The 24,990-nt window shown below is 64.8% G+C and carries 14 protein-coding genes; 4 read left to right on the forward strand and 10 right to left on the reverse strand.

Annotated features, from left to right (window positions below; translation table 11 throughout):
• Positions 1-175: transposase (locus tag NON22_RS02450; RefSeq protein WP_484600496.1), on the reverse strand; the 175-nt coding region annotated here is incomplete at its 3' end.
• 128 nt (positions 176-303) lie between these two features.
• Here NON22_RS02450 and NON22_RS02455 point away from each other — a divergent pair.
• From NON22_RS02455 to NON22_RS02465, 3 genes are all read left to right on the forward strand, one after another.
• Positions 304-1,266 carry a hypothetical protein gene (locus NON22_RS02455; RefSeq protein ID WP_257385309.1) on the forward strand — a complete coding sequence of 321 codons (963 nt, stop codon included), beginning with the start codon at positions 304-306 and terminating at the stop codon, positions 1,264-1,266.
• An 88-nt stretch (positions 1,267-1,354) separates the two neighbouring features.
• Complete coding sequence (locus tag NON22_RS02460) at positions 1,355-1,621, forward strand: transposase (protein ID WP_257385310.1); 267 nt, start codon at positions 1,355-1,357, stop codon at positions 1,619-1,621.
• 35 nt (positions 1,622-1,656) lie between these two features.
• Positions 1,657-2,445: an IS3 family transposase gene (locus tag NON22_RS02465; RefSeq protein ID WP_257385311.1), complete on the forward strand. Its 789-nt coding sequence runs from the start codon at positions 1,657-1,659 to the stop codon at positions 2,443-2,445.
• A 22-nt stretch (positions 2,446-2,467) separates the two neighbouring features.
• Here NON22_RS02465 and NON22_RS02470 read toward each other — a convergent pair whose 3' ends face one another.
• From NON22_RS02470 to NON22_RS02490, 5 genes are all read right to left on the reverse strand, one after another.
• Positions 2,468-4,963 (reverse strand): P-loop NTPase, encoded by a 2,496-nt coding sequence (locus NON22_RS02470; RefSeq protein WP_257385312.1) that lies wholly within the window; start codon positions 4,961-4,963, stop codon positions 2,468-2,470.
• Between the two features lie 472 nt (positions 4,964-5,435).
• Entirely contained in the window at positions 5,436-5,999 is a 564-nt protein-coding gene (locus NON22_RS02475; protein ID WP_257385313.1) for a hypothetical protein, read from the reverse strand.
• Positions 6,000-6,713: 714 nt separating this feature from the next.
• Entirely contained in the window at positions 6,714-10,388 is a 3,675-nt protein-coding gene (locus NON22_RS02480) for a hypothetical protein (RefSeq protein ID WP_257385314.1), read from the reverse strand.
• 490 nt (positions 10,389-10,878) lie between these two features.
• Positions 10,879-12,693, reverse strand: a complete 1,815-nt coding sequence (locus NON22_RS02485) for a hypothetical protein (RefSeq protein ID WP_257385315.1) — start codon at positions 12,691-12,693, stop codon at positions 10,879-10,881.
• 1 nt (position 12,694) lies between these two features.
• Positions 12,695-14,749, reverse strand: a complete 2,055-nt coding sequence (locus NON22_RS02490; RefSeq protein ID WP_257385316.1) for a heme-binding protein — start codon at positions 14,747-14,749, stop codon at positions 12,695-12,697.
• A 582-nt stretch (positions 14,750-15,331) separates the two neighbouring features.
• Here NON22_RS02490 and NON22_RS02495 point away from each other — a divergent pair.
• Positions 15,332-18,706: a S8 family serine peptidase gene (locus tag NON22_RS02495; protein WP_306673600.1), complete on the forward strand. Its 3,375-nt coding sequence runs from the start codon at positions 15,332-15,334 to the stop codon at positions 18,704-18,706.
• A 378-nt stretch (positions 18,707-19,084) separates the two neighbouring features.
• Here NON22_RS02495 and NON22_RS02500 read toward each other — a convergent pair whose 3' ends face one another.
• From NON22_RS02500 to NON22_RS02515, 4 genes are all read right to left on the reverse strand, one after another.
• Complete coding sequence (locus NON22_RS02500) at positions 19,085-20,767, reverse strand: cytochrome c3 family protein (protein ID WP_257385317.1); 1,683 nt, start codon at positions 20,765-20,767, stop codon at positions 19,085-19,087.
• A gap of 15 nt (positions 20,768-20,782) precedes the next feature.
• Entirely contained in the window at positions 20,783-21,691 is a 909-nt protein-coding gene (locus NON22_RS02505; RefSeq protein WP_257385318.1) for a hypothetical protein, read from the reverse strand.
• Between the two features lie 268 nt (positions 21,692-21,959).
• Positions 21,960-22,406 (reverse strand): hypothetical protein, encoded by a 447-nt coding sequence (locus tag NON22_RS02510; RefSeq protein WP_257385319.1) that lies wholly within the window; start codon positions 22,404-22,406, stop codon positions 21,960-21,962.
• A gap of 20 nt (positions 22,407-22,426) precedes the next feature.
• On the reverse strand, positions 22,427-24,841 hold the full coding sequence (locus NON22_RS02515) for a cyclic nucleotide-binding domain-containing protein (RefSeq protein WP_257385321.1): 2,415 nt from the start codon (positions 24,839-24,841) through the stop codon (positions 22,427-22,429).
• Positions 24,842-24,990 lie beyond the last annotated feature (149 nt).

Raw genomic sequence — 24,990 nt, forward strand, 5'->3', positions numbered from 1 at the left:
TCACCTTCAGCGGATACGGCGGCCGGCCGTTCCCCGCCTTCGGGTACACCGGTTCGATCAGATTCAACAGGATCGTCCACGGAATCACCTGCTCCATCTCCGCCAGGAACGTCTCCCGGCGTGTCCGCTTGCGCTTGCTCGCGTACTCCCCGTCGCCAAAGCTCATCTGGTCCATCGCGCGCGGTCCTCGTCGGGTAGTGGCACTATCTCAGCACAATGGGGCGGACTTGTTCAGACCTTCCCTAACTGAATCTGTTATCGGCCGGTAGTATTCCGTGCGTATTGCAAAAGAGGGGGTTCGCCATGTTCTTTACAAATGTCAGCGAGAGTAATCTTGGCCGGCGGTATGAGCGACTGCTTATGGTGTCTGCACCACTTGCGGTTGCCGAAATTCTCGTCCTTTTAGTTTCCTACGCAGGTACAAACGCAATAGATCGAGTGCGCGGCTCGTGCTTGTCGAAATACGCTACAGCGCTCGAAGCGAATCTAGACAAACTCGAATCCGCTTGGGATCCGAAAAGGGCAGAGCCAGGACATTGGTCCTATGGGCTGGAGCAATTCCTTGTTCATCAGCAAATTCGAAAAATAGTGAGGGAAGTCCCCATGTCAATCGGGGAAATCGACTGCCTCAGTGTTGAAAACGAGATCACTATTCCGGAGGTAAGAGAAAAGCCCGCTGTCTTAGTGGAGCGGCTTAAGGTCGAGGCCAGCAAGCTTCTAAAGACGCCGCTCGCTGTCGGCAAGGTAACTCTTCCAGACAAAGCCTCCGTCAGCTTCATAGGGATGAAGTTCGAAGTCGAGGTCACAGATCTCGCTCGAATTCTTCAGCTCGTGCTTGGTCCGGTGATCTTGCTTTGGCTTGGCAGTCTCTCAGCAACTCGAAACGCTGAAACACAGAAGATCGCTGTAACCGAGCAATTCGAGAAAGTTTTTCCACACTACGTCAATGGATATCCCACCGGGAACATGCTCATCATCAAAAGGAAGTCTCGATATCTTCCCAGGCCGGAAAGCTGGATATTCTTTTTTTACGCAATTGCGAGAGTGGTAGGGTTCGTACTAATCACCGCGGTGCCTGTCGGGGGCTACTTGGCAAGTGTTGCGATTGACTTTCCCCGTTCTTCCTGGCTCTTCTATGTAGTTCCAATGTTCGTCACCATAAGCTACTTCATGAACTGGGCAATCGAATTCATGCCTTGGCACTATACCAAACATTTTCCAAGTAAGTTTGATCGCGACGACCCACGCAGCCACAACTTGATGTAGCAATGCCCTTATCAGTCCATCGGCAACGGTCCATCCCCCTTAAAGTGAAGCCACCGAATAGTAGAGACTCTCGGCAAAGGAGAGTCTCATGCGGAAGTCGAAGTACAGCGAAGTGCAGATTGCGGCGATCTTGAAGGAGGCGGAAGCCGGTGTGTCCGTGGCGGAAGTGGCGCGCAAACATGGGATCAGCGCAGCGACGTTCTACCAGTGGCGATCGAAGTACGGCGGCATGGAGGTGTCCGACCTGCAGCGGATGCGCGAGCTGGAACAGGAGAACGCCCGGCTCAAGCGTCTGTACGCGGACCTGAGCCTGGACCACTCGATCCTCAAGGAGATGCTGACAAAAAAGTTCTGACGCCCGAGCAGCGCCGAGCGGCGGTGGATTGGGCGATGGATGAGAAGCAGATCAGTCAGCGGCGAGCTTGCCGTATCACGCAGCAGCCGCGTGTGACCCAGCGGCGGCAATTGCGCGGTCGGACCGTGAATGACGCCTGCGTTGAGTCGCGACTGCAGGCATTGGCCGAAGCGCATCCGGCCTGGGGTTGCCCACAGTTGCACCGGCAGTTGCGGCAGGAGGGCCATGTGATCAACCACAAGCGGACGTGGCGCCTCTATAGCGCGCTGGGACTGACCTTGCGTCGCCGGCGTCGGCGGCGGCCGATCGAGCGCGAGCCGCAACCTTTGTTGCAGCCGCTGCAACCCAATGCCTGCTGGTCGCTGGACTTCATGCACGACGCGTTGGCCAATGGCCGAGCATTCCGGGCGCTGAATGTGATTGACGACTACGCGCGCGATGCGCTGGCCATAGAGATCGACTTCAGCCTCAGTGGTTCGCGTGTGGTTCGGGTGCTTGAGCAGCTATGCGAATGGCACGGCAAGCCCGTGATGATTCGTAGCGTCCAGGCTTGGGCGCGTGCCAAAGAAGTCACCTGGCACTTCATTGAGCCGGGGTGTCCGGCGCAGAACGCTTACATCGAGCGATTCAATGGGACCTTCCGCGTCGAAGTGCTCGATGCGAACTGCTTCCTGACCTTGGCCGACGTGCGCGCGGAAACGCAGCGGTGGCTACCCATCTACAACGAGCAACGCGCTCATCAGTCCATCGGCAACCTGCCTCCGATGGCCTTCAAGCGACAGTGGCAGCAGCGTCAGTCTCTACTTTCGGCTGGTATCGGTTGAGGGGTATGGACCCGCTCCAACCTTACCAAAAACGGAGCCAGTCACTTCGGAAGTCTCGGAGCTTATTCTCAAAAGAACTCTGGCTGGTGGCAATTCGATCCGCAGAGTGCATCCAATCTTCCCACATGCTCGCGAGTTTGCTTCGAAAGCTGGGGCGTTCTTTCAGTAAATTTCTTAGCTGAAGTGCGTAGGTAAAAAACGTGATGTAAGGATGTTCACGTAACTCTCCGGATCCCGGGTTGCTTCGACTATCAAGTAGGGCGGCGTTGCCTTCCGAGAAAAAATCCCACGCGTCGTCTGGTGTTATGTTGGGCTGAACCGCCGCGCGGCATCTGACGACTCCTAACGTGTTTAGAGAAAAAGCGTGTCTGTGGAGCGAAACGCTTCGTTTCGAGAAAGAGTACGCTGTATCATGGCTTCCTGCGTCACTTTCCAGAAGTGCTCGTTGGTCCCAATAGCGCCCGTTCCAAGAATAGTGCGTGCTCAGTTCCGAATACCACTCTCTAGCTGCTCGCGTGTTCTGCCCGAAGAGTGCGAGAACAACGCGCCGATCCATCATTGCTCTTAGCAACCGATATGAGTATGTGCGGTTTCCCATTACTTGAGGGTTCAAAAGTGGCGAAATCAGTGCTGCGATATTCTTTGTTACATTATAAATTAGTGGAATGTTCAAATAGTCTTTTACAAAATGGTCTGCAAGTTGGCGGTGGCGCAGACGAAATCCGTTTCGGTCAACAACTAAGATGTCCCCGAAAATCTCTCTGAAATCCTTGGTTAGATCGCCTTGTTGCCCGCTTCCTTTCATGAGCTGAGTTGCAATCGCCGTCGGTAGAGAGTAGCCAAGTCTATGCGTGAGGGCCGCTCCAGCAAGGACATTAACCTGTGATGTAGTTAGCGTACCTGTAAGCCTTTGATACTCTTGATCCATCCTGCGACGAAAGCCTCCGCCACCTTCTAAAGCGCTTAAGCTGGAAAAGAGGTCTCCACTATGGTCTTTTAGAAAAAAATCCCTCCACTCCTTAATGCTCCATTCCGTTGCCTGCCCCATGCGGCCGAAAGTGAGTCGACGCTCCCTGACTCTTTCAACATCGTTTCGATGAATAGTTCGATACACAAAGATTCTTGCATCAAAGTTGAGGTCGGATCGTAGCGCTTCGGTTCGAGCGTCCCGCTCTGCCAGAATTACAACTGCTCTCGTTCCGTGGGCTTCAATTTTCTTTAGAAGATCTCCAATGCCTTCTCCAAAGTCACCGGCATTGTCAAAAATGAGTATCGAATTCGGGTTCGCTGCGAGCCAGGTGGCGATGGATTCCGTATCAATTGACTTTTCTTCACGAAAAATATAGGGACGCTTGCCGTGCGAAATGGCGACTCGGGCAAGTCGGAATAATGCGGAGCTGCGACCAGACGCGGGGGAGCCGGAGAGCAAGGCGACCCTCAGGTCGGTAGTACCTTGAGCGTCTTCGAACAGGTATTCACTTGCTTCTTCAGTTTTATGAAGAAATGCATCCTTATTAGCAAGAATATCTTGCCATGTAGGTTCATCTCCGCCAAAAAAATCTCGGTTATTCCTTTGACGATTTTCAGTCAAAGAAAGCGTGTCGAATTGTTGAATAAACGATATTTGAGTCGCAGTGCTAAGTGCTCCAGCCGATCGCCCAGGATTTTCTACGAGGAATTGATCCAAGTCGCTCTGAAGCGCCTCAAAGAACACCTCTGCTGAGCATTCAGCTACTGCAATATTCCTCCGCTCTAATTTTTTTCGCTGGCGAGAATCAACGGATTTCAGCACCGCAATTGTGCTTCGGCCGGTTGCCTCATAAGAGTTGGTGCCTCTTTCCAATGCAATTTCGAGGTCGAATTCTTCGCGTAGAGTTGCTCCGACCACTAGGAACGGTCGTTGATACCAGTTGCTCCAGAATTCTGAGTGCCAACTGCCATGTCCGAGAAGCGCGCCAGCATACTCTTCTAGCGAAAATATTAAACCTCTCAGTTCCTCGTCTAGGAGCTTCGCCCTGCCGTGCAGGTGAATTACCTGAATTTCGGTACTTCCAGCAACATCAGCTTTGAGCCTGTCTTGCCAATTTGTGACGTTTATTCTGTAGTCGCACAAGGGGTTCTTTTGAGCATTATCAAGCACATCATCTATGTTTAGGTTCCATATTCTAGCCCACCGAAATTTCAATACCTTGTAGTGCCAAGTGGGAACAGTGTTTAGAAAGATGCTTTTGAGGTAGTTCGAAAGTCTTTTCCTGCCGCAGTTTTCGCTATGGATAGCATCTTCGTACACTTCCTTTAGGTTGCCGAGCTCGCTTTCCGAGAAACCCAAAGAGAAGTCTTTGTTGATTCTTTCTGAAAGGCCCCAGCCGGTTGGTAAAGTTTCTCCGCTGTTTGCTGAAATAGCTGAGCAGCTAAATCCCGCGCCTAGCAGTAAATGGTAGTCGCCTTCAAGCACTCCTTCTACGAGTTGAAGTGCGAGCTCGCGGGATAGTCCTACAGTCTCAAGGTGCTTTGTCATTTGAAGTAGCTGCCGAAATTAGTGGCCTGTTCGAGGAACAGAGTTTGGTTGTATATTTCAGTGCGTCGTAGATGCAAAAAGCGGCGCTCGATCGCTGGGTCTTGGCTTAGGGGGAACCTGTGGGTCGCCGCTGTTGATAGTGCAAATATTATTTCGATTCCAGCGAGAAGCATCACTTGGGCAATGTTTTGTATCCTTCGATAACCAATCTCTCCGTGCTTAACAAGTGATTAAGTTGATAAGAGAAGGGGGCACGGCATTGCGAACAACAGCGTAACTCGCCAGTGCTTCTTCGTATTTCCCTCGTTTAAATTTTCTCTAGACTTGGAGAATGCGTGAAAAAAGCTTCACTTCATGACTGGTCGGGTCGTGCTGAATTGATATCGGGTTTAATCTCATGCATGAAAGCGTAAGCGGCTTGGCCCCAATCGACTGAAGATCGCTGTGATGCCAGGTTTCATTGCCACCGCGGTTACGCTCCAGCCGGTACGATAGCGACGATGCCGGCTTCGCCGTCTCCCGCCATGCGATCAGCTGCGGCTTCGCATCTGGGTAGAACTCGTAGAACTCCGGCTGCGCTGTGGCTGGTGAGTTGTGTGATCTTGAGTCTGTTCTTGTCGTCGGCGACGTAGGCGAACAACGAGGCGTTGGTCGTGCCGACGACGAAGCCGTTCGCGTCGTTGAGTTTTCCGCCGACGTTGAACATTTTGTAGGCACGTCGCTGTCGTTCCACGTAGTCGCACGGGCCAGGGAAGTTGTTGCGGAATTCGCCATCGGCGAGAGTGTCGATGTCGGTGATGATCAGGCCTTCTTCGCTATCCGTGATGAAGGCGTAGCGATGGATCAGGTGCGTCGGTTGTTTATTGCTGGCCGGAACCTTTCTTGCAGCCTCGTTCCGGGACAACGGCAAGGGCGGGATGTTGGCGGGTTCGGCGCAATTCGCGCTATCCGGCGCCGCAGTGGCGTCTTGGTCTACGGTTCCAATGACGTAGGTCTGCTCATGAAAGCCAACGTCGTACATCGAAACGTCAGTCATGACCCGCCCCCTGTATGGCAAAGTCGAAACGCAACCCCGATTGTCTTGCGCCCGCGCCGGTTGATGTCGGATAGGGGCGTGCGGCTGACAATAGGACTCGGCGGCGTTCAATGCAAGTTGCCATGTCCACCTTTACCGCTCGTTCGGTAGTCGGCGGGTCACTTGGCTTGGCTTGACGCAGTTTGCAGTGCGTCAATTTCCGCAAGCGCAGATGTATCGTTTTACTCTGTCGCTGTAATTTGTGCCGTTTGAAGAAGAGCTGCAGCCTCAGGGGATCTGCCTGTATCGAGCAGCGCTCGCGCCAGCCCTATCTGCTTAGTATGGAGGCTTTCGTCGGGAAACTCGGAGGACTGGGCGATCGCGAGTCGATACAGCTTTGTAGCGGCCCGCGGCCCCGTCGTGAAATCGGCCAGTGTCTCGGTAAGAAACGGATCTGGCTGACCAAGACGGCTCCGGTGGAGTGTTCGCAGGCGGCGGTAGGCGCCGCGGCGCGCGCGTGGGTTGCCGGCTTCTATGGCGTTGGCGATTCGCAGGGCGACTACGAGAATACGGTCGTAGAGGGGTTGGGGGATGTTTCGCATGGGGTTGCGAATGTGGTCAGTCGTGGAGCTGCCTATACAGTTGTGTTGCGGCGGTGCGGCTGAAACCCATTCCCACCCATGCCCTCCCCTTGAAGGGGAGGGTTTTTGTGCTTTTCGGGATGTCGGTTATCCGTCAAGGACGGCGCTTTGACTCGGTGGTTTTGGGGCGCGCTGTGTTCGCGGGTACCGCATCGCTGACCCCCCAAGGCTTCCCATCCGCATCGAGATACAACCTCTGCATCTCCTCCAACGTAAACGGCCTGGACCCGATACGCCCAAAGATCGCAATCTGATGCCCGGTCTCGTCGACACCGCGATCGCGCTCCAGCCCACGCGATAGCGACAACGCCGGCTTGGCCGTCTCGCGCCACGCAATCAGCTGCGGCTTCGGATCGGGGCTGAACCCATAGAACTTCGGCTGCGACTCGGGGCTGGTCAGCTGGATCACCTTGAGCCCGTTCTTGCCGTCGGCGACGTAGGCGAACAGCGAGGCATTCGTGGTGCCGACGACGACGTCGTTCGCGTCGTTGAGCTTCCCGCCGGCGTTGAACATCTCGTAGAGCTGCGGCTGTTCGGGCCGCGTGATGTCGACTATGGCGAGGCCTTCGGCGCCGTTGGCGATGTAGGCGTAGGTGCGGGCCAGGTGCAGCTTGCGCGGGTCGGACAGGCGCAGGAATGCGCCCGGCACTTCGCGCGCGTCGGCGGGCTTGGTCACGTCGATGACGTGCAGGCCGTCGGCGGCGGTGACGAAGGCGTAGCGGAACTGGACCTGCACGGCGCGCGCGTTGGCGATCGGTACGGTCGCGAGCACGCGCGGCTTCAGCGGGTCGTCCATGTCGAGCACGACGACGCCGTTGTTCGTGACGACGTAGAACGTGGTGCCGGCGATCGCGAGGTGCTTGGCGCCGGTCAGCACGCCGCCGTCGTTCCACGTGGCGGCGCGGGTCAGGAAGTTGTTGCGGAATTCGCCGTCGGCCAGCGTATCGATGTCGGTGACAATCAGGCCTTCTTCGGCGTCGGTGATGAACGCGTATTTGTAGATCGCGTGCATCGCCTGTTCCTGGTTGGCCTCGATCTTGCGCGCGTTCTGGTTGCGGGCGTAGGAGACGGGCTGGGTCGTGGCGAGCTGTACGCAGGTCGCGTTCTTGCTCGCGATGTGCGTGTCCTGGCCCAGGGGCGAGGAGGGCGCCGTGATGATGCGTTCGGAGAAGCCCTTGTTGGCGATGCTGGCGACGTCGTAGACGCGCATGCCCTTGGTGCCTTCGGCCACGTAGAGGTATTCGCCGCGTAGCTGGATGCATTGCGCGGTGCCGGCGTTGTGTTCGTAGGCTTCCTGCAGGCGCTGGCCGGCCTTCTGGTGGTTGGCGTACCAGTCGGGGTAGGCGTAGCGCTGCAGATAACTGCCGATGACGGCCTGCGGCTCGTCCCATTCGGTCACGCGGATGGCGCCGATTTCGCCGTCGCCGCCGACCCAGGCATTGAAGCCGACGAAGTCGACGAAGCGCGTGCCGAGCAGCAACGTTTGAGCCAGTATCGCGTTGTTGTCGTTGTCCTTGGACAGGTGGCAGTCGGTGCAGGTCTTGGTTTCGGTCTTGCGCTCGGTGTGCGGGTAGTGCGGCGCGAAGGCCTGCGAGGAGTAGCCGGCCGCGGACACGGGCGGCTGCTGGATGTAGATGCGTTCGCGGTTGATGTTGGTGGAGGACAGCACGAGCGCCGAGGACGAGCGCACCGGCGCGACCTTGTGGTCCTTGATGCCGCCGTGCACGCCGAGGAAGAACATGTCGTCGCGCGCGACCTGCGGGTTGTAGGTCGCGAAGTTGCGCGTGATGCCGCCTTCGTACTTGTGCCGCTCGGTCTGCGCGTTGGCCTGGATCGGCAGGTGGCAGCCGCCGCAGCTCGTGGTCCACGAGGTGTGGCAGGAATAGCAGAGCATCTTGTCTTCGCCGTGCGCGCGCTGGTCGAGCGGCACGTCGGCGCCGAAGGTCTGCTTGGCGGTGTCGCGCGACATCGCATGCGCGCGCGTGGCCTTCTCGTTGTAGTTCGGCGAGGCCGGGTTGGACACGTCCTTGGTCAGGCTCATGGTCCATTCCAGGCCCGGCGTCACGGCCGAGCGCTGGATCAGCTGGTCGCCGACCCATTCGAAGCGCTTCTTGCCGTCGGGGTTGCGGATCAGCGCGAGGTCATGGCCGGCCTTCGGTGCGGCCGGGCCCGAGGTCTTCAAGGTCGGCAACGCATCGACGGTGCCGTGGCAGTCCTGGCACTGGATCTCCACACCGCCCATGACTTCGGCCTTCAGATAGCCGTTGCCGTGCGCATCTTGAGAGAAATGGCAGTCCACGCACTGCATGCCGACGTCGACGTGGATCGACGACATATGCACGGCTTTCTTCCATTTCTCCGGATCGTTGTCGTCGATCTTTTCCTGCTTCGCGTCGAGCAGGTTGCCCTTGCGGTCGCGCGCGTAGATGCCGCGGAAGTTCCAGCCGTGGCCGTGGTAGTCGGCGAACTGGGTGTCCTTGAGCTGCGGATTGAGCAGCGATACGTCTTTCAGGAAATCGACGTCGCGCCACTTGCCGCGGATCGCCGCTTCCTCGGGATTGCGCGCGAGGGTCTTGAAGATTTCCTCGTCGTCCGGGTAGTGCTGCTTCTCCGGCCACATGAACGGTGCGTCGGACTCGTAGTCCCACATGGTGTAGCCGAGCATGGAGTTGATGAACATGTTCGGCTGATGCATGTGGCAGATCATGCATTGGCTGGTCGGGATCTGCCGCGTGAACTCGTGCTTGATCGGGTGGCCGGATTCGCCTTTCGGAATCGTCGGATCGACCTGCGCGCTCATGCCCATGTTGCCGTACTTCGCATGGATGGCCGAATGGCGCGGGTCGCGGTCGTTCGCGTAGATCACGTGGCACGCGGAGCAGCCCGAGGAGCGGAAGTCGCCGGGGTTGTCGTTGGTGCCGAGGAACCAGGTGAACGGATCGTTCAAGCGCGTCTTGTGGATGTTGAGTACCGGGATCGCGACGCGGCTGCCGGTGCCGGGACCGCGGTTGGACTGCTTGAGGTCCGGGCGGCCCGGTTCTTCCAGGCGCTGGATCGCGCCGGTTTCGCTCGGCACGCCGATTTCGGGGAACAGGTTGCCGATGTTGCGGCCGCCGCGCTCGAACACGCGGAACACGTCGGCCGGCGGCACGGTTTCCCAGGCTGGCATCGGGTTGATCTTCGGCAGGATGCCGGCGGCGTCCATGGCCGCGTCGTTCTCGATGCCGTTGGACACGGCGGCGGGCTTGCCGTCGCGCGTATAGGCTTCGCCGAGGATGGAATGCTTGTACGGCAGGATGCCGTTGTTGTACGCGGCCGCGCCCCAGAACATCGCGGCGTTGGCCATCAGGCTCTTTTCGGCCTGCTGGATCAGCGGCAGATGGCAGGCGCCGCAGCTCTCGCGTGCGATGCGCAGGTCGCCGGGGTTGATGAAGCGCGCGAACTCGGGGGCTTCCTGCGTCAGATGCGTATAGCTGCGCGGCGGGTTCGCGCTGTTCGGCCAGCGCTCGGGGTATTGCGGCAGCACGTGCGCCTTGTCCATCGCGGCGATGTAGCCGGCGCTGTAGTTGCGCGGTGCGCCGCCGCCGGCGGTGTCGGAGTAGGGGATGTCGGCGTGCTTGTCGCCGTTCTTGCCGGGCGCGGCGCTTTCGGCGACGGCGGGGTTGCTGCCGAACACGGTCGGGTCGCCGCCGTGGCAGTCGGTACAGCCGAGCACGACGGCCGGGCTCGCGTGCATGGTCTTGCGGTCGGACGCGGTATGGCAGGACACGCAGCCAGCGGATTTCGCATCGGCCTGTTCCCAGGTCTGGAAGGCCGGCGCGGGCGGGGCGGTGACGTAGGTGCGTTCGACTTTTTCGGGTTCGCCGGAGGCGTGGGTGAGGGTGGGGCTCAGGAGTGCGAGGAGCGTGGCTGTTGCTATGGCCAGGAATGAGCGATGCGAGGACGGTTTGTCGGCGCGCTTTGTCTTGAAGTCAAAGGCAAACCCATCCCCACCCATGCCCTCCCCTTGAAGGGGAGGGTTTGCAATGGCGCGCTTCGGCTGAAGGTACGGAACCGATGCGGCGCGCTTCGCTTCTAGTGGCCGGCTCGACGGGTTTCGCCACGCCCCGAGAGAAAAGCGTGAAAAACCCTCCCCTTCAAGGGGAGGGCATGGGTGGGGATGGGTTTCGCCGTCGCTCACCACCACCCGCCGAGACGCAGCAACATCACGCCCACCCGTGATCGAAAAAATCCCGACCGTCTTCCCCATGGCAGTCACCTCAGTAGGTCAGGATCAGATTGCCGAGCACCGTGTAGTACAGCGACTTCTGGTCGCCGTAGAGATCCTTGAAGCCGGACCCCGGCACCAGCGCCGCGCCGGACAGGCGCAGCACGGCGTTCTGTGTCGCGAACGGGCGCCAGATCCAGGCGACCGAGACGTCGGTGCCGATGTGGCGGCCGATGCCGGCTTGGTTGCGCGCGGTCTCGAGGATCTCGGTCTTGTCGAACCAGAGTTCGTTGAGGTTGCCGGACAGGCGCGACTGCGGCGTCAGGTCGAAATCGGCGCCGATGCCGACCAGGCGCAGGCCGGGATTGTCGAAGTTCGACTGGCCCTGTTCCTTGGACGGACGCAGGTCCGGCAGCAGGCCGTTGCGCTGCGAGATGGCCACGCCGCCGCCGCCGATCAGCGGCACGTTCTGGCGGATCCAGTAGCTCGTGTCGGCGCCGGCGAAGATGGGGTTTTCAAAGACCGCGTCGTAGCCGGTCGAGCGGTCGTCGAACGGATCGTCGTCGCCGCTGGCGTAGGCGGCCGACAGGCGCGCGCGGATCCAGTCGAAGTCCATCGACGCTTCGGCCGCAAGGAAGCCCGCGCGGATGTCGGTGCCCTGCGCAATGAACACGCCGGCCGACTGGTCGCCGATCGCGTAGTAGGCCGATACGGTCAGGTTGACGCGGCCGATGTGCCCGTCGCCGTTGTAGCCCAGATACGTCACGTCGTACTCGCGCGGCGCTTCGCGGCCGATCGCCGCGGGTCGCACGATGAAGCCGTTGGAATCGTAGAACGGCGTGGTCTCGCGGTTGCGGTTGTGCAGTATCGTCGCCTGCGAGGTGAAGCCGCGGAACGGGAAGTCCTGCCGATAGAGATTGGCGACAAAGATGTCGTCCTTGCGCAGGCCCTCGGTCACGTCGTTGAGGCCCGAGTTCAGGTCCTTCTCCAGGCGCCGGAACCAGGCCAGGTTGTACTGCCAGCGGTTGGAGTCGCGCGTGCCGAAGAAGCGGATGCCGGGCTGGTTGTCCTGGAACAGGAAACCGCGGAAGTCGCTCGAGAACGGCTGTATGCCGACGCGCAGGTCGTCGAAGTCGTAGCGCGGGCGTTCGCTGGAATAGTCCCAGGTGAAGAACAGCTCCTGCAGGCCGACGAAGCCGTCGTCGCGCGTCTCGCCGAAGGTCGGATCGACCGTCAGCGCGCGCGTTTCCTCGGTGTGCACGCGGTTGTAGTTGAAGGCCAGGGTGGCCTTGAACTCGTATTCGGGCGGCTTGAACGTGGTGTCGCCCTTGTAATAGACCGCGCTCGCGATGAAGGTCTGCGCGGCGATCAGCTGGTTCACGTCGCCGAGGGTGTCGTTCGTGCCGGGTTCGCTCGGCGCCTGCGGCGCGGCCGGCGTGGGGATGCTGCGCGGCTCGATCAGGGTGTCGGACACGCCGAGCAGGTTCAGGAACCAGTCCTTGCCGTGGATCGGCTTGTCGGCCTTGAGCGTGTTCTGGTTGTACGGGTCGTACCACGGATGCTTGAAGCCGAGCGCTTCCATGATGCGCCAGCGGTCGGGCACCGGGATGAACTCGCCGGCCTGGTCGACCGGCGCCGGATCGACGTTGTCGGGGTTCTGCAGCGCCTCGGGTGTCCAGCGCTCGTACGGATGGCCGGGCCGGCGGCGCGGAATTTCCGAGGCCAGCGGATCGTAGGTCGGCGCGGGCAGCAGCTGGGTCAGTTCCAGCCAGTGCAGGCCGATCGCGCTCGTGTCGGCGTGGGCGGCCGCCGGCGCGAACGCCGCGGCGAGAGTCAGGACCAGCGGACGCAGGCGGAGTCGGCGCATGTCACTTGCCCTCGCAGACGTACTGCGCGGTGGAATCGAGGAACGGCGATTGCGGGCACTGCACGTAGGACAGGCGCGCGCCCAGCGGCACGAGGCGGTCGGCGCGCAGCGCGATCGACGCGTTGCCGACGCCGGTGTTCAGGCTGGAGCCGGCGTTGTGCAGGCCGAGGAAGGCGACGAGGTCGCTCTGGTCGGTGCCGTCGCCCGAGGCCGCGACACCGCCGATCAGGGTGTTGCCGCGATAGATCGGGAAGCCGCCGCCGAACAGGGTCATGCCGTTGGGCAGGCGCGGGATGCCGGTGCAGTTCGTGCCGACGTCGGCGAGCGGCGTCGGATTGCCCGGCGTCGGCGCCGGCACGAGCGGGTTGCCGTCGAGCGTCAGCGCGAGGCCCTTCTGGTTCAGGTAGAACGCTACGTGATTGGCGATCTGGTTGTAGACGAGATCGAGCTCGAGGCCGTCCTGGAACGGACTCCAGCGATCGAACGGCAGGCTCAGCGGACCCGGCGGCGTGCCCGGCACGCCGTCCGGATAGAACGGCCTCGACAGATTGCCTATCGTGCGCAGCGAATACGCGGTCTGGCCGTCGCTCCAGGCGGTCGGCAGGCCGAGGAAATTGCGCAGCTGGCCGACGTAGGCGTTCGGCGCGCTCTGGGCGACCGTGAACAGGTCGAGCTGGTTGCCGGTGGGCACGCCGGCGCGCAGGTAGCGCGCGTTGCCCGTGGTCGCGATGTCGGTTGCGGTGAAGGTGCCCGAGAAGAACGCGGCCGTGCGCGCCTTCTGCGTGGTCACGTCGACGGCGTCGACGAGCGCGTCGCGCGAGCGGGCCAGCGCGAGCACGACGCCGTTCGTGTCGACGACGACGACGGTCTCGCCGGCGCGCGAGCCGAGCGGCTTGCGTACCTGCGCACGCGTGCGCGCGGCGACCTTGAGCGCTTCCTGCACGATCGTGCGGACTTCGTTCTGGGTCAGCGCGGCCGTGCCGTCGGTGCCGGCGCGCGGCGGATAGCGGTTGGTGCCGGTGCCGTCGTCGAGCACGAACGCGTCGAGACCCGGATAGTCGGTCGTGTCCGGGCGTATGCCCGATTCGACGGTGCCGAGCGCGAGGCCGCGCAGCACGACCGGCTCCGCATAGCCCGGCATGCGCAGCAGCGCGCCGTCGGCGGCGGTCAGGTTCGCGAAGGCCGGCGCCGTGGCCGGGTCGCGCGCGAGGTCGGAAAATTCCACATCGGTAAAACGCAGGCTCAGGCCGCCGGCCGTGATGCGGTCGGCGCGGCGGTCCTGCGGGGCGGCGAAGCCATACGTCGCGGCCAGCGCGACGTATTCGTCGAGATTGCGGTCGCGGTCGCCGGCGTTGTCGTCGAGGCTGTAGAACGGATCGGCGCCGGCCGCGGCGACCGCGCCGACCGGCACGCCGGCCTTGTACAGCGGAATGCCGCCGGGATCGGGCGACAGGCCGATCGGCGAGCGGTGCGGGCCCGCGTTCGTGCCGCTGCCCGCAAAGCGCGCGCTGATGTCCGAGCACGGCAGCTGCGAGAACTGCACGCCGAACAGCGGACCCGAAGGCGCGGTGCGGTCGCCCGGGTTGAAATGCTCCTGCGCGATCTGGCCGGCCGTGCGCGAGGTGAACGCGTTGCCTTCGGAGGAGAAGTAGACCGAGGTCAGCGCCTTGGCCAGGGCCGCGAATTCGGCCGGCACGTCGAGGCCTTCGAGGCCGCCGGTGACGGCGCGGCCCGAGCTGACGCGGACGAACGGGGGCGCGCCGGCCATCGCGTAGGCCGCGAGCACGTTGCCGACGCGGTCGACGACGACGAACGTGGCCGGCTTGCCCTGGGCGCGCGCCTCGGCCACGCCCTGGGCGATGACCTTGCGCACGTCGTCCTCGGTCAGGAAGGACTGGGCATTGCCGCAGTTGCCGCTGCAGCCCGAGTCCACGGTGCCCGGATTGGTCGGCGGCGGTGCCGTCCCGACGGTGCTGCCGGAGTTGCTGCCGCCGCTACAGGCGGTCAGGGCCAGGCAAAAGCCGGCCAGCATCCAGCGAAACGGCGCGCTCCCCATCGCAGCATCCTCCGAGTGGGCAGGACGCGAGGCGCCTGCTCAGTGCTCATCAGTGTTTCCCCGCGGCGATGGTAACCCAGGACGCCGCCGGTTTGACGCCGTTTCCCCTGCGTTATCAGCGATGTCAGCTTTCCTGCTCGTCTTGCGTATCTGGTCCGAATGCGCGGCGGACCGTCCGCCGCCGGCAGGCCGGCGCAGGACGCCCGATGCAGGGCCCGGGCCCGGCCACGGCAGCGCCGCCGTCGATGCTGCGGCGCACCCATTCGCCGGCGCTTGGCAGCGGCCGCGCGCATTGCCATCGCCTTCACGCCGCCTGCGCCGCAATGGCCCGGCTCCGCCGCCGCGGAGCCCAGTGCGGCCCCGTCCAGCGGCCTATGGACCTCGTCGCCGGCTTTGTTATGGTCGGGAGGTCCGCCGGTCCGAAAGCTCCGCACAGGAACGGGAAGGATCCTCGCCGGTGCTCGTACCGGCCGGATCGCGGATGACGAAGGGTGCGAAGCACGTCCGGCCTGCGGCCCGGCGCGTCTTCTTGCGTTGCGGAAATTAACTAGTCCACTTTTGTATTCCGGGGGTATATCGATCATGCGAACCACTGTATTGCGCCAGCGGACCGCGCTCGTCGCGGCGATCGCTGCCGTCGTGTTCAGCGCCGGCGCGTCGGCCGGCCATTTCGGCGAGGCGGAGAACTTCGCCTCGAGCGCGCCGCGCGCGGCCAGCGACAGCGCCGCCCGCTCGCGCTTCATCATCGGGTTCAAGGACGCGCCGCTGGCCCTGGCCGCCGGCATTCCGCGCCAGGAGAACCGGCGCATCGCGCTCGAGTCGATGCCGGCGCAGAGCTACGTCGCGCAGCTCGCGGCGCGCCAGGACCAGTTCCTCGCCGAGGCCTCGCAGCTGCTCGGCCGCGACGTGCCGGCGCTGATGCGCTTCCAGCACGCCTACAACGGCGTCGTGCTCGAACTGACCGACGACGAAGCCGGCCTGCTGCGCGCGCATCCGTCCGTCGTCCGCGTCGAGGCCGAGCAGCTGCTGCCGCTCAACACCGACCGCGGTCCGACCATGATCAACGCGCCGGCCGTCTGGGACGGCAGCGGCACGCTCGGCAATCTCGCGACCAAGGGCGAGGGCGTGGTCATCGGCGTCATCGACAGCGGCCTCAATGTCGCCAGCGACGCCTACGCGGCGATGGGCAGCGACGGCTACGCGCACGTCAACCCGCTCGGACCGGGCAGCTACCTCGGCTGGTGCAATCCGTCCAATCCGAACCACGTCGCCGGCCGCGACGTCTGCAACGACAAGCTGATCGGCGGCTGGGACTTCATGGACGCGCTGGCGGCCTCGCCGAACGTCGAGGCGCGCGGCTTCGAGGACGAGGGCGGCCATGGCTCGCACACCTCCAGCACTGCGGCCGGCAACGCACGGCAGGTCACGTTCAACGGCATCACGCGCAACGTCTCGGGTGTCGCGCCGCACGCCAACCTCGTGATCTACGACGCCTGCTACACGAGCTCCAGCGGCGGCCTGTGCCCGACCACGGCCACCACGGCCTCGGCCAACCAGGCCGTCGCCGACGGCGTCGTCGACGTGCTGAGCTTCTCGATCGGCGGCGGCACCTCGCCGTGGACCGACACGACCTCGCAGGCCTTCCTGGCCGCGCAGAACGCCGGCATCATCGTTTCCGCATCGGCCGGCAACTCGGGCCCGACGCCGGCCACGCTCGGCCACGTCGAGCCCTGGACGATCACGGTCGGCGGCACCATGCACGACCGCGTGTTCGGCTTCAATTTCAACCTGACCGGCCCGGGCTCGCCGCCGGCCAACACGCAGAACATCACCGTGCGTCCGGGCGCCGCGCCGATCGCGTCGGCCACGCTGACCGCGCCGATCATTCCGAGCCCGAACTTCGCCAACGGCGCGACCGACGGCTGCACGGCGTTTCCGGCCGACACGTTCCGGCGCGGCGGCATCTCGGGCATCGCGGTGCTGCACCTGGACGCGGTGACCAGCAGCTGCGCGAGCGGCGCGCGGCGCACGGCGGCGCTGAACGCGGGCGCGGCCGGCGTGATCTTCGTCGACGTCGCGCCGCTGAACCTCGGCGCGAGCGGCACGAGCTATTCCATGCTGATGCGCGACTGGAACAACGTCGCCGCGCACATCGCGACCGATCCGTCCAACGCGAACGCGTCGATCGCCGTGCCGCTGAACGTCGGTCCCGGCGCGCCGGATGCGGTCTACTACTCGACCTCGCGCGGCCCGAGCCCGATCAGCCTGCTCAAGCCCGACCTCGCCGCGCCCGGCGTGGAGATCCTCGCGGCCTACACGCGCTGGGTCGCCGCGGCGCCGGCGCCGTTCGGCGGCGCGGTGAACACGGCGAACAACAACATCGCCAACGTGCTGAGCGGCACGTCGATGGCGGCGCCGCACGTCGCCGGCGCGGCCGCGCTGCTGCGCGCGCTGAACCGCTCGTGGACCCCGGCGCAGGTGAAGTCGGCGCTGACGACGACGGCCAGGCCCGACCTCATGGAAGTCGACGGCGTGACGCCGACGACGCCGTTCGCGACCGGCGCCGGCCGCATCGACGTGGCCCGCGCGAGCAAGGCCGGCCTGATCCTCGACGAAAGCGCCGCGAACTACGTAGCGGCCAATCCGGCCGCCGGCGGCAACCCGTCGCAGCTGAACATCGCGAGCTTCCAGAACCTGTCCTGCGTCGGCACCTGCACGTTCCCGCGCACGTTCAAGAGCACGCGCACGGCGCCGGTGACCTGGACCGCGACCGTCAGCGGCTTCCCGGCCGGCGCGGTGACCCTGGCCCCGGCTTCGTTCACCGTGGCCAATGCGGGCACGCAGGCGGTCACGTTGTCGGCAGATTCGCTGCAGCTGCCCGACGGCCAGACCGTGTTCGGCGAAGTCGTGCTGACGCCGAGCAATCCGGCGATCCCGGTCTCGCGCATGCCGGTCGCGCTGCGCAAGGCGCTGCCGGAAATCGACGTGTCGCCGACCTCGCTGAGCGCGAGCGTGCCGGCCGGCCAGTCGGTCACGCGCAACCTGACCGTGGCCAACCTCGGCAACCCGAGCGTGGTCTGGGACATCGACACGTCCGGCACGGCGCAGTCCAACCTGCTGCGCCAGGCCTTCGACGGCGTCCGCGGCAATGCGTCGGACTTCTTCATCGGGTCCAACGGCGGCTTCTACCAGGCGGAAGACTTCATTTCGCCGGACAACGCCACCTTGCGCAGCATCGACGTCGAAGGCTTCATGACCGGCACCGGCGGCACCCTGCAGGCCACGGCCACGCAGATCACGTTCAAGCTGTACGCCGATGCGGCCGGCATGCCGGCCGGCCATCCGGAAGCCGGCACGGGCGGCGAGCTGTATTCGTGCACGCGCACGCCGAGCGGCGTGAACAGCGCGGGCCTGACGTTCCGTTCCACCGACGGCGCGCTGTTCGGCCTCAACGTCAACGACGCCGCGGCGGCGGGCTGCCCGGCGCCGCCGGCGCTGACGGCCGGCGTGCGCTACTGGGCGCTGGCCTATCCGACCGTGCCCGGCACGAGCTCGTCGCGCCGCTGGATCCTCGGCCGCGCGACGACGCACAACGGCCTGCCCGGCATGTCGCTGACCTCGACCGCGCTCGGCGGTACGGCGACCTGGACCGCGCTCGCGCCGGTGGCCGGTCCGCCGGCGTCGCTGGAATCGCTCGCGGTCAGCGTCACGACCAACGTGACCTGCGGCGCGCCGTGGCTCAGCGCATCGCCGAACGCCGGCAACCTCGGTGTCGGCGGTTCGGACACGGCGGTCGTCACGGCCGATGCGTCCGCGCTCGCGATCGGCAACTACCGCGGCTTCGTCTGCGTCGACAGCAACGGCACCGATGCGGATGAACCCAAGACCGCCGTGCTGTTCTCGCTCGACGTGAACGACCGCATCTTCGCCAGCGGCTTCGAAGCGCCGGCGCCGTAGCGCGGACGCGCGCCGGCGTCGCTGCCGGCGCGGCTTTCCGGGCCGACCGTCTTCGGACGGTCGGCTTTTTTTTGTGGGCGCGTGTCCGGCCCGCGCGGTGCGGGCCGGAACGTGCGGGCCTGCGGTGCTGCGCGAATGGTGCGTCGCGCGGGTTGCCGGCAAGCCGCCGGCGAAACGCAACGTCACGGTGTCAGGGGCGGCGTCGAGGTGCCGAGGCGTTGCCAGAGCAACTCGCCGGCCCGGATGCCGAGCGCGAAGCCACCCACCAGGAACGGCACGCTTCCAAACAGGCAGACGGCGTGGACGACTCGGTCGAATGGCCGGAAGAAAAACGGGGCCGGTTTCCTCGGTCGCTTCGATTCGTGATGGAGACCGGCCTCAAAGCTTGTTCAAGCTCAACGTCGTCGACTGATGGTAGCGATGGCAGTCCACGCAGGTGCTCGCGACCTTGCTGCCGCCGTTGGCGCCGGCATGGCACTGGCGGCAGTTCGCGATGTCGGGGATCAGCAGGTCGCTGGCGCTCTTGGATTCGGCGGCCTTGTGGCAGTCCTTGCAGTCCATCGTCGAGTGCTTGGCGTGCGTGAACTTCGCTTCGCCGTACCAGATGCCCGAGACGCGCACGGGCGCGATCTGCCAGCCCGATCCCGGTGCGGCGCCCGCGGCGGCCGGCCGCGTGACCGTGTGGCAGGTCACGCAGGCGCGGCCGGTGAAGACGCTGTCGGCGACCTGGCGCGACTTGTCGCGGGCCCAGCTCAGCGCCTCGATGGTCTGCTGCTGGCTCAGCGGCGGGTCGCCGGGACGGCGTCGCTGCTGCACGAAGCCCGGCGCGCTGGTTTCGGTGTAGCCGCCTTCGAGCGCGCGCCTGGCGTAGTAGTCGTCGAGCATGTAGACGACCTCGGCGACCTTCGCGTGCGGCACCTGGCGGTCGGGCGCGAACGTGTCGAAGCCGAGCGTATGGCAGTCATGGCACATGCTCTCGAAGTCGACCGGCTTCATCGCGAGGCCGCCGGCATCGGGCTGGTGGCAGCTCGCGCAGGTCAGCGTGCGGCGGCCCGACGGCGCGTTGAGATCGGGCTTCAGATGCTTGGCATGGTCGAACTTCAGGCCTGAGTTTTCCTTGAGCCCGGCGGTCAGGGTCGTCAGCTGCGGCGCGAAGCGGCCGTTCGCGTCCCAGGCCGGCAGGCGCACGCGGAATTCCGGATGGGTCTTGCCGAAGTCGCGCGCGTCGGCGAGCGCGCTCGCGTTCTGCGTGCGCGCCGCCAGGTCGGTATGGCAGTCGGCGCAGAGCTTCTGGTCGGTGTTGACCATGCCGTCGAGGCCGAGGTGATCCTGATGGCAGCTGCCGCAGCGCGCCTCGCCGAGCTGGGGCAGGTTGAAGCGCGCCGGGTCCGCGTGCGCGGCCATCTTCGTATGGCAGCTCGTGCAGGCCGTGTCGCGCACGGTCAGGAACGGCGTCCGGTGGCATTGCTTGCAGTCGTCGCCGAAGAAGCGGTGCGCCGCGTCGAGCGGGCCCGGATTCCAGCTCGCCGTCGTCGGCAGGCCGACGTGGCCCATGAACTTGCCGAGGGCCGGCACGAAATGCGTCGCGGCCGGCAGCAGCAGGCCGAAGCCGAGCACGAGCAGGAACAGGATCCACGACGGCGCGCGCTTGCCGAGCCAGGTTTCCTTGAGCGAGGTCGGCTTTGCACGCTTGGCCTTGGCGGCCTCCTGTTCGGTCTTGTCGAGCGTGGAGATCTCGACCGCGGCCTCGAAATCGCGCGGCGGATCGAGCAGCACGATGCGCGTGGAGGCGATCTCGACGACCGCGCCGGCGCCGACGTTGGTCGAGTAGGTCAGCTCGCCGTTGACGCGGATGCCGGCCAGGATCAGCGACTCGACCGTGTAGCGGCCCGGGCTGGTCGAGGTCACGCGCGCATGGTTCAGCGCGGCGCGGATGTCCGACAGGAAGATCGCCTGGTCGGCGGCGCGGCCGATCGACAGCACGTCGCCGAAGTGCACGTCCTCCTCGTACGAGACGGCGCCCTTGCCCTGCTTGAGTACCCGACGGATCAGCCAGCGCATGCGTTCGGTCTCCGCCTACCAGTAGAAAAACACGGACACGACGTGGGCGAACAGGGCGGCCACGGTCGCGAAGGACAGCGGCACGTGGATGTACAGCCAGACCTCCATGAGCGCCTGGTACTGGATGTCGCGCGCGACGCGCGAGGCCAGCACCTTCTTGCGCGAGAGCAGGTCGATGAGCTTGCGCAGCGCCTCGGCCTGGCGGTCGTTCGTGCCGCTGGCGAGGAAGTCGACCATCGCGAAGATGGTCTGGCCGGACTTCGCGCCGCCGGCCGCGGCCTGCGATTTCTCGCGCGCCTCCAGCGCCGCGCGGATGCCGGCCAGCGCCGCGTCGGAATCGTCGCGCGCGCGCAGCTGGGCCAGCACGCCGCCGCCCAGGCGCGTGTTCTGGATCGAACGCAGCACGATGCCGTGGACCTTGGGGTCGATGCCGTCGGCCAGCGCGAGCGCGTTCTGGTCGAGCTCGCCGATTTCCTCGAGCATCGCGCTGCGCGTCGCGCTCTCGCGGTTGCGCGTCATCAGGGTCGGGTAGCGCAGATAGCAGTAGACCCCGAAGAAGCCCGAGACGATCACGAGCAGCATCAGCACGAGAAAGAAGGTGTGCAGGTTCCAGCCGACCTGGAAGCCCGCGTGCAGCAGCGCGATCAGGATCAGCGCCGTGCCGAGGTAGACGTGCGCCGACAGCCAGCCGCGCAGGTTCGAGGTGCCCGAGTACGAACGCTTGCGGATGCCGAAGAACATCAGCCAGAGGATCAGCAGCCCCGCGATCGTGCCGAGGGTGTAGCCGAGCCAGGTGCCGCCGTTCGGCGGCACGGCCGGCGAGTGCAGCGCGTAGGCGAGCAGCGAGACCAGCGACAGCGCGAGCGCTATCCAGAGCCAGCGCGATCCCGCGTGATTGAGTATGGATTCGTGGCGCGCGTTCATGCGCTGTCCCTGTGCGATCGGGCGTTGAAGGTCGCGTACTGCGATGGCTTTGGGTGGCGGTATCGCGGCGGCGCATCGATCCTCTCCCCCAAGCTTGCTTGGGTGAGCGGGGTGCCGTTCGGAACCGAAGGTTCTGGCGCCCCCGGACGTTCCGACTGCCGTCCGGGGAGAGGGAGCGTTGTGTCTGTCTTTCCGATCTGGCCCGGTGGAACAACGGGCCGGACTGCGCCTGGCCGCAGCGACGGGCCGGACGGCCGAGGCGGCGGGCTCACGCCTCGTCCTCCGGAAACCGGCGCGCGAGCCGCGCGCGGACGCGGCGCAGGCCGTAGATGCCGATGCCGAGAAACGTCACGGCGCCGGTTGCCGTTGCCGCGACCCATTTCCAGTAGCGAGCCGGTTCCTCGTGCCGCAGGATCACGACGGGAGGGCCCTTGCCGCCGTGGAACACGGCGCCGAAGCCGAGCTGCGCGACGAGGACGAGCAACAGGAATCCGCCGGCGATGCAGCAGGTCCAATAGCGGTCGAGAGGCCGTTGCGCCGCCTGTTCGTCGCGTTCGCGCAGCAGGCGCCGCGTCTGTCGCTTGCGCAGCAGCACCGGATCGACGGACGGTGCCGGATAGAACGTGCGTCCGCACTGCGTGCAGGCACGCCGGCTCCAGTCGGGCGCCGTCTGTTCGGTCTGGCAATGCGGGCAGGTCGCGCGCGCGTCGCTCATCGGGAGCCGCTCCGCGCACGTCAGCGCCGGCTCTGCGCATACGCCGGAAATTCCTCCGGCGAGATGCGGATGGCCGCGCCGGTCGGGCAGGCGCGCACGCAGGCGGGACCGCCTTTTTCATCCTTGCACATGTCGCATTTGACGGCCTTCTTTTCCTTGGGCTCCTTGCTCTTCTTCTTCGCGTCGTAGGGCGCTTCGCCCGGGCCCGGCCCGAGGCCGAACAGCAGCCAGCTCAGCAGGCCCGGCTTCTTCGGCGGCTTGGTCGCCATGTGGATGACGCCGTAGGGGCAGTTGCGTTCGCAGTTGCCGCAGCCGATGCAGTTGTCGGCAATGTAGACCTCGCCGTTCGGCGCGCGGCGCAGCGCGTCGGGCGGGCAATCCTTCATGCAGTGCGGATGCTCGCAGTGCCGGCACGAGGTCGGCACGTGCACGCTCGCATAGGTCGGGCCGGCCTCGCGGTCCAGGCGCGAGGTGCCGCCGTGGGTCTCGGCGCAGGCCTTCTCGCAGTTGTCGCAGCGCACGCAGAGCGACTCGTCGATCAGCAGGATGTCGGTCGCTTCGCCGGCGCCCTGGGCGAGCAGGAACTGGATGATGTCGCCGCCGGCCGGCAGCGCCTGCATGGCCAGGTTCGACGCGGCGCGCTGGCGGTATTCGGCCTGCAGGCGCAGCTTGAGCACGGGCATGCGGTTGACGAGCTTCTTGAAGCTCTCGCCGTCCAGGCGCACGGTCTCGGTCGCGATCGCCGCGCGCGCCGTGGCCGAACGGCGCGACTCGCCGAGCAGCGCCATCTCGCCGACGTAGTTGCCGGCCGGCACGTAGGACAGCACGACTTCCTTGCCGGCGATGTTGCGCGAGATCGTCAGCGAGCCCACGCGCACGAGGTGCAGGCAGTCGCCGACCTCGCCTTCGTTGAACAGGATGTCGCCGGCGGCGAACTTCTGCAGGGTGGCGCCGGCGACCATGTCCTTGAGCTGCGCGGCCGTGGCTTCGGGCGCGAAGCGCGACTGGATCGCGCGCAGGATGAACACCTCGTCGATCTCGCGCTTGACCGCGGCGACCGAATTGATCAGCCGGTTCATCGAGCGCCGCGGCGTCTCGATCAGCACGCAGCCGTTGCCGGCCGTGACCGTGGCCGAGCGGCGCCGGCCCGAGATCAGGCCCATCTCGCCGAAGAACTCGCCGCGGCCGAGCGTGATGAACTGCTTGCCGTCTTCGTCGAGCGCGATGCGCACTTCGCCCTCGACGATGGAATAGAAGCTGTTGGTGTAGTCGTTGCGGCGGAACACGATATCGCCGGGCTTGGGCGTGCGCAGGTCCGAGTCGAGCATGAACTCGCGCAGCTGCAGCGGCGTGATGTGCGACAGCACGCGCACGTTCTGCTGGATGCGCGCGAGCGTGTCGTCGACGGAGCGGAAGCCCGGCATCGCGCCGAGCTTGGCCTTCAGCAGCGGCTCGTCGGCCGGCTCCACGCGCTCGCCGCGGATGTACTCGACGACTTCGTAGCCCTGGTTCATCGCCTGCTTGATCAGCGGATAACCGCCGAGCGCGCCGACGATGTAGAGGCCCTTGACGTTGGATTCGTACTGCGGGCTGATGGCCGGCACGGCGGCCGGGTCCTTGCTCGGAAACGTCACGCCGCAGGCTTCGACGAAGCTGCGCGGCGCGGTCGCGCCGAGGCGGCCGATCACGCGGTCGATCAGCAACTGGGCCTTGCCGTTGGGGGTGGACAGGATCAGGCGGCCCTTCTTGCGGCCGACGCTGAGCGCGTCGACGCGTTCGGGCGCGGCGTTGTAGTAGCACTCGATCGCGCCGTCCTCGATGGCCTTGAGGATGGCCGCCTCGTTGCCTTTCTTGGCGCGGGCGAATTCGTCGCGGCGATTGACGATGACGACGTTGTTCTGTTTCGCGAGCGCGACCGCGTTCTCGATCGCCGCATCGCCGGCGCCGACGACGACGATGGTCTCGCCTTCGTATTCGTCCGGATCGTCGAGCTGGTACTGCACGAACGGCAGGTCTTCGCCGGGCACGCCGAGCTTGCGGATGTTGCCCTGCAGGCCGATGCCGAGCACGACGAATTGCGCCTCGATCGTCGCGCCGTTGGCGCACTTGAGCTCGAAGCTGCCGTCCTCGCGCTTCTTTATCGCGCTGACTTCGTGGCCGTGGCGCACGTTGATCTTGAGCCGCGCGGCGGCTTCGTCCCAGGCGCCGAGGATGCTCTCGCGCGAGCCGGCCTTGAACGGCACGGGCGAACGCAGCGGCAGTATCCCTGGCTCGTCCATGACGAACTTGCCCTTCTGGTAGCGGTAGATCGTGTTGGACAGGTGCGGCTCGGCTTCGAGCAGCACGTGCGACTCGCCGCGCTCGGCCGCGCGGGCGGCGGCCGACAGGCCGCCCGGACCGGAACCGACGATGGCTATCCGGAAACGCTCGCTCATTCCTTCCTCGCTGGGCCGGCCTCGCGGCCGCCGGGCTGTCGTTGCGGGAGCGCGCCGCCGCGGACGGCGGCCGGAGGCGGTGCCGTCGGCTCCGCTTCCTGCGCAGCGACTGTAACGCATCGCCGGGCCGATTCATGACAGGAAAGCGC

This window comes from Tahibacter caeni, assembly GCF_024609805.1.
GTDB lineage: Bacteria > Pseudomonadota > Gammaproteobacteria > Xanthomonadales > Rhodanobacteraceae > Tahibacter > Tahibacter caeni.

What these genes read in the sequence shown, in the direction of transcription:
- NON22_RS02455 (WP_257385309.1), top strand. Translation starts at nt 304, where the DNA reads ATGTTCTTTACAAATGTCAGCGAGAGTAATCTTGGCCGGCGGTATGAG.
- NON22_RS02460 (WP_257385310.1), top strand. Translation starts at nt 1,355, where the DNA reads ATGCGGAAGTCGAAGTACAGCGAAGTGCAGATTGCGGCGATCTTGAAG.
- NON22_RS02465 (WP_257385311.1), top strand. Translation starts at nt 1,657, where the DNA reads ATGGATGAGAAGCAGATCAGTCAGCGGCGAGCTTGCCGTATCACGCAG.
- NON22_RS02470 (WP_257385312.1), bottom strand. Translation starts at nt 4,963, where the DNA reads ATGACAAAGCACCTTGAGACTGTAGGACTATCCCGCGAGCTCGCACTT.
- NON22_RS02475 (WP_257385313.1), bottom strand. Translation starts at nt 5,999, where the DNA reads ATGACTGACGTTTCGATGTACGACGTTGGCTTTCATGAGCAGACCTAC.
- NON22_RS02485 (WP_257385315.1), bottom strand. Translation starts at nt 12,693, where the DNA reads ATGCGCCGACTCCGCCTGCGTCCGCTGGTCCTGACTCTCGCCGCGGCG.
- NON22_RS02490 (WP_257385316.1), bottom strand. Translation starts at nt 14,749, where the DNA reads ATGGGGAGCGCGCCGTTTCGCTGGATGCTGGCCGGCTTTTGCCTGGCC.
- NON22_RS02495 (WP_306673600.1), top strand. Translation starts at nt 15,332, where the DNA reads ATGCGAACCACTGTATTGCGCCAGCGGACCGCGCTCGTCGCGGCGATC.
- NON22_RS02500 (WP_257385317.1), bottom strand. Translation starts at nt 20,767, where the DNA reads ATGCGCTGGCTGATCCGTCGGGTACTCAAGCAGGGCAAGGGCGCCGTC.
- NON22_RS02505 (WP_257385318.1), bottom strand. Translation starts at nt 21,691, where the DNA reads ATGAACGCGCGCCACGAATCCATACTCAATCACGCGGGATCGCGCTGG.
- NON22_RS02510 (WP_257385319.1), bottom strand. Translation starts at nt 22,406, where the DNA reads ATGAGCGACGCGCGCGCGACCTGCCCGCATTGCCAGACCGAACAGACG.
- NON22_RS02515 (WP_257385321.1), bottom strand. Translation starts at nt 24,841, where the DNA reads ATGAGCGAGCGTTTCCGGATAGCCATCGTCGGTTCCGGTCCGGGCGGC.